Origin of the sequence: Paraburkholderia sp. XV (genome assembly GCF_020177535.1) — a bacterium.
Taxonomy (GTDB): domain Bacteria; phylum Pseudomonadota; class Gammaproteobacteria; order Burkholderiales; family Burkholderiaceae; genus Paraburkholderia; species Paraburkholderia caribensis.
In genome coordinates, this window is record NZ_JAGUUD010000222.1 from 1 (window position 1) to 4,920 (window position 4,920).

The window sequence follows — 4,920 nt, forward strand, 5'->3', positions numbered from 1 at the left end:
GGCCGACCATCACGATCAGCTTCAAGACAGGCGAAGGGCTCGAAGCGGGCAAGACCAAGATCAAGTTCAAGGACGTCGACATCGGCGTCGTGAAGAAAGTCGCGCTGTCGAAAGACTATAAAAACGTCATCGCAACCGCCGAACTCACCCGTGACGCCACCGACATGCTCGTCGACGACACGCGCTTCTGGGTCGTGAGGCCGCGCATCGCGGGCGGCACGGTGTCGGGGATCAGCACGCTGCTGTCGGGTGCGTTCATCGGCATGGATATCGGCCACGCGAAACAGGAGCGGCGCGACTACTCAGGGCTGGAAGTGCCGCCCGTGTTCGCGAGCGACGTGCCCGGGCGCGAGTTCGTGCTGAAAGCGGCCGACCTGGGCTCCGTCGACGTCGGCACGCCTGTCTATTTCCGACGCCTGCAGGTCGGACAGGTCACCTCGTTCGATCTCGACAAGGACGGCGGCGGGGTCACGCTGCACGTGTTCATCAACGCGCCGTACGATCGCTACGTGAACAGCGACTCACGCTTCTGGCAGGCGGGCGGCATCGACGTGACGCTCAACACGGAAGGCGTACAGATCAACACGCAGTCGGTGGTGTCGATCCTGGTGGGCGGCCTCGCGTTCGAGACGCCGACCGCGTCGCTGAGCCGTCCAGAAGCGCCCTCGAAGGCACTGTTCCCGCTGTTCGCCACGCGCGCCGATGCGATGAAGCAGCACGACCGGATCGTCGAGACCTACGTGTTCAATTTCCAGGGTTCGGTGCGCGGCCTCGTGGTGGGGGCGCCCGTCGATTTTCGCGGCATCACGGTCGGTGAAGTGTCGGCGATCTCCACGCGCTTCGATCCCGCCACGAAGCAGATCAGCATTCCCGTCGAGATCAAGCTGTTTCCGGAACGCTTCACATCGCGTTACGCGTCAGAGCCGAGAGGCGGCCGTCTCGCGGACGACCCGAGAGCGCTGGCCGATTTCCTCGTCGAACGCGGCTTGCGCGGGCAACTCAAGACGGGCAGCCTGATCACGGGCCAACTGTATGTCGCGCTCGAATTTTTCCCGAACGCGCCGAAGGCCCATATCGACTGGAACCGCACGCCCCCGGAACTGCCGACCACGCCGAGCGGCCTGCAATCGCTGCAGGAGTCGATCAACCGGATCGTGGCGCGTCTCGACAGCCTGCCGCTCGAACAGATCGGCAAGAACGCGCAACAGACGCTCGCCAGCACCGCGCAACTGATGCGCAATCTCAACACGCAAGTGGTACCGCAGGCGAAGAGCGCGCTGACGGCGGCGCAGGCGACGCTCGATTCCGCGAACACCGCGCTGCAGCCCGATTCGGCATTGCAGCAGGACACCAGCGACGCAGTCCGCGAGCTTGCGCGCACGGCCGCATCGTTCCGCGCGCTGTCGGACTATTTGCAGCGACACCCTGAAGCGCTGCTACGCGGCAAGACCGGGGACGCGAAATGAAACCGCGCGAGAGCCCATTGCTCTCGCGCGACGAATGCGTGTACTACGCGATGGGTCGATAGCCTTCAGAACTTCTCGCGCACATAACGGACGGGCCGGTCGGAAGGGCGATATCCCTCCGCCTTTTTCCGCTTCGGCAGCTTGATCTTCGGGCGCGGCATCGCCTTGTAAGGAATGCTTTCCAGCAGATGCGTGATCAGGTTCAGACGCGCGCGCTTCTTGTCGTCGGAGCGCACCACGTGCCACGGCGCCTGATCGGTGTCGGTTGCCGCGAACATGTCGTCCCGCGCGCGCGAGTAGTCATACCAGCGGCTGTACGACAGCAGGTCCATCGGCGACAGCTTCCAGATCTTCCGCTCGTCGGTAATGCGCGCTTCGAGACGGCGCGTCTGCTCGTCCTCGCTGACCTCGAGCCAGTACTTCAGAAGAATGATGCCCGACTGAATGATGGCGCGCTCGATCAGCGGGGCGGCCTTGAAAAAGTTCTGCACCTGATCTTCCGTGCAGAATCCCATGACCCGTTCGACGCCCGCGCGGTTATACCAGCTTCTGTCGAAGAGAATGATCTCGCCCGCAGCAGGCAGATGCGGAAGATAGCGCTGGATATACATTTGCGATTTCTCGCGATCCGTCGGCGCCGGCAGCGCGATGACGCGAAAAATGCGCGGGCTGACGCGTTCCGTGATCGCCTTGATCGTGCCGCCCTTGCCTGCGCCATCGCGTCCCTCGAACACCACGCAGACCTTCGCGCCCGTTTGCACGACCCATTCCTGCAGTTTCACCAGTTCGATATGAAGCGACTTGAGTTCTTTTTCATAGTCCTTGTTCTTCATTCGTCCCGGCGCTTTCGTGCTTTCACGCGCGCCACTCGACTCTGCGCTGCGTACGCTGTTCTTTTCGTTCTTCAATTCAGGCATCGCTCGTCTCCTGTGACCGCCGTGTCGGTTCGGCTGGCGGCCCATGCCGCGCATGGACCGGACCGGTTTCAGGATTCGTCCCGCGTGGGCACGACCTGCACCGTCAGCGTGCGGCTTTTCCAGAACATGTTGTGAACGCGCGGCTGCAGACTCTGCAACACATGCGCACCGACGTCATTGAACTCAAGCACGACCGCGGGACGCTCGCCCGTTCCTTCGACGCGCCGGATCGAATCGAACGGCGGAAACCCGTAGTGACACAGGAACGTTTTGATTTCTTCGTCGGTCGTGTTGTCTTCGATATTGCCAACCCAAAGCTCAGCCATAACGACGTTCTCCTCATTGAAAGTCAGCCCATCGAACAAAGCGCACAACGTTGACAAGCCGGCGATAACTTATCGGGTCCTTCAAAACCAGTTCGGTGCATGCAAACAGTCTATGACTTTCCACGCGCGTTGTCGGGTTTCCGCAAGCGTCTCAACAATACGAATTGCACAACGCTGAAGGTGATCTCCGCAAAAACTGAAACGGCGCCCATCAAGGCGACGACGCCGGCTTCGCGCTTTCCTGCTTTTGCGGTTCGTCAGGGACTGCCGCCCGCTCGTCTTCCTTCTTTGCCTCGCGCGCCTTCTGTTCGGCCTTGCGCTGCGCGTCCTGCATCGGCTTCAATGCGGACGGTTGCGCGACGGCCTGTTGCAACGGCGCCAGAGAAACGGAAATAGATGTGGCTGCGGCCAATAAAAGCAGATAGATCTTCATCAGTTGACTCCTGCGTTTCGCTAAAGCCCGTCACATCTTTCCGATCTTAAAGAGCGCGCATGGCGGCGTCGATACGCAATCCCCCGGGCGGCAGATCGGAGCGCCGAAAGCGCACCAGCGCGAAGGCGCGCATCTGCGGCGTGACGCCGGGAACGCGTACGAAGTGAAACTCGATATCGTTGCCCCCTTTCGTCTCGCCTTCCCGAACCACGTTCATCATATCGATGCGGATGTGCCGGCTCTTGATGTAAACGTACTCCGCCGGCTTGCCGAACACTTCGCAAATGCCTTCGAGTTCGTGTTCGACGATATTGGTGGGCACTCTGAGCGCGGCAAGGCTCTCGGCGTTCTGCGCGATCTGCGACTGCACATGCGCGAGTTCGCTCACTTCGACAGCGTCGCCGCTGCCCGCGACGGAGGCCAGGCCCGTGCCGCCGCGATGCAGCAGCGCAACGCGTTCCTGCATCAGTTCGCGCCCGCGCGCGAGGCGCGCGGCGCGCGTGGACGCCAGCATCGACAGTCCTTCGAGCGCCAGCTGATCGATCAGTCTGCGCTCGATTTCTTCGCGTAGCGACGTTTCGGTTCGCCCGCAGACCCTCACGCGGTGGTCGCCGAAACTCAGCGTGGTTTGCGCGACGTCGTGATGCAAGGTGTCGCCGTCCAGCGCGACGCCCAGCACATGCCGCTCGGTCAGGGCCATGCCGAGCGTACCGTGCACGTCGACGGCGTCGGGATTCGATTCGAAGAAAGCGCGCACCTCTTGTGAGCGGCCGAAGGTATCGGCGATATCGTCGGGGGTGGCGAAGAATGCGCGCAGGCTCGGATTGCCGGCCCACGCGTCGGCGCTCGCATCGAGCGTGGCGGGCAGCGAGGCCATCAGTTCGTCTGCGTATTCCAGCGTCGCTGCAACGGGTTGTGTGAGGCGATGCCGGTAACGGCTCACAACGGCGATCCGCGGATGAATCGCGACAATGCGCCCGATCGCCTCGTCGATGCGTGCGGCTGGCATCGGCGGCACCGATGAGCTATCGCGATGAAATAGCCGGGTCAACAGGCCCATTGCCGCTATCTCCGTGAAATGAGGCACAGGTCGGAAGCCATTGCACTCCGTGAAGTGAAACACAGGTCAGAACCCATCGCACTCCGTGAAGTGAAACACAGGTCAGAACAGCGTCGATCGAAAAACAGCATACCGCATGAAAAGTCCGCTGCGTGAGCGCGTCGCGTCTGACGTGACCATGGGCCGCAGCGCGATGCATTGCCACTAGCCGTCCGCGACCTGCCTGAAATCATCGAAGCGCGCGAACGGCGGCGCCAACTCTTTCACCTCCATCCTGTCGACGAGCGCTGCCGGCATGCCGTCGGCCATCCAGTCACGCATCTCCTTCACTGCCGTTGCCGCGCCCTGCAATAGCGCCTCGACAGACCCGTCCGCATGGTTGCGTACCCAGCCCGTGATGTTGAGCGACTGTGCACGCTGGACGCATGCGGCTCGGTATCCGATGCCCTGTACCGTGCCATGCACGCGTATTAGCAGCGTTTTGATGAGGGCATCGGGCTCTTTTGCCATTCTTGGTCTCCACTTTCTGGCATTGGGCGATGGTGCGGCAGCCTGATGTGCAATATGCACGTGGTATGGGGTTTTTATGTCGCCTGGCCAGGTCGAACGTGACGCTTAATCTTCATATTAAAACGCTGGCTGGACCGCGGAACGTCGCTCTTACGCTGGCATCCGCGATTCGTTAGCGTGCTTCAGGCGTCGCCCCTGTGCGGGGCGG

General features: G+C 61.9%; 6 protein-coding genes. 1 reads left to right on the top strand and 5 read right to left on the bottom strand.

The annotated features are described in order from the left end of the window. Nucleotides 1-1,466 (top strand): intermembrane transport protein PqiB (locus KFO72_RS41180; protein ID WP_225034501.1); only part of this gene is annotated, 1,466 nt, incomplete at its 5' end. A 65-nt stretch (nt 1,467-1,531) separates the two neighbouring features. Here KFO72_RS41180 and ppk2 read toward each other — a convergent pair. From ppk2 to KFO72_RS41205, 5 genes are all read right to left on the bottom strand, one after another. Then, complete coding sequence (gene ppk2 / locus KFO72_RS41185) at nt 1,532-2,383, bottom strand: polyphosphate kinase 2 (RefSeq protein WP_062916537.1); 852 nt, start codon at nt 2,381-2,383, stop codon at nt 1,532-1,534. A gap of 68 nt (nt 2,384-2,451) precedes the next feature. Beyond that, nucleotides 2,452-2,709, bottom strand: coding sequence for an RNA recognition motif domain-containing protein (locus tag KFO72_RS41190; protein ID WP_054934840.1), 258 nt, complete (start codon nt 2,707-2,709; stop codon nt 2,452-2,454). Nucleotides 2,710-2,920: 211 nt separating this feature from the next. Further along, the gene (locus KFO72_RS41195; protein WP_225034502.1) at nt 2,921-3,142 is read right to left on the bottom strand and encodes a hypothetical protein; all 222 of its coding nucleotides are present in this window, start codon (nt 3,140-3,142) and stop codon (nt 2,921-2,923) included. A gap of 46 nt (nt 3,143-3,188) precedes the next feature. Continuing rightward, nucleotides 3,189-4,202 (bottom strand): hypothetical protein, encoded by a 1,014-nt coding sequence (locus tag KFO72_RS41200; protein WP_060606654.1) that lies wholly within the window; start codon nt 4,200-4,202, stop codon nt 3,189-3,191. A gap of 204 nt (nt 4,203-4,406) precedes the next feature. After that, nucleotides 4,407-4,712, bottom strand: a complete 306-nt coding sequence (locus tag KFO72_RS41205; RefSeq protein ID WP_225034503.1) for an acylphosphatase — start codon at nt 4,710-4,712, stop codon at nt 4,407-4,409. Nucleotides 4,713-4,920 lie beyond the last annotated feature (208 nt).

What these genes read in the sequence shown, in the direction of transcription:
- ppk2 (WP_062916537.1), bottom strand. Translation starts at nt 2,383, where the DNA reads ATGCCTGAATTGAAGAACGAAAAGAACAGCGTACGCAGCGCAGAGTCG.
- KFO72_RS41190 (WP_054934840.1), bottom strand. Translation starts at nt 2,709, where the DNA reads ATGGCTGAGCTTTGGGTTGGCAATATCGAAGACAACACGACCGACGAA.
- KFO72_RS41200 (WP_060606654.1), bottom strand. Translation starts at nt 4,202, where the DNA reads ATGGGCCTGTTGACCCGGCTATTTCATCGCGATAGCTCATCGGTGCCG.
- KFO72_RS41195 (WP_225034502.1), bottom strand. Translation starts at nt 3,142, where the DNA reads ATGAAGATCTATCTGCTTTTATTGGCCGCAGCCACATCTATTTCCGTT.
- KFO72_RS41205 (WP_225034503.1), bottom strand. Translation starts at nt 4,712, where the DNA reads ATGGCAAAAGAGCCCGATGCCCTCATCAAAACGCTGCTAATACGCGTG.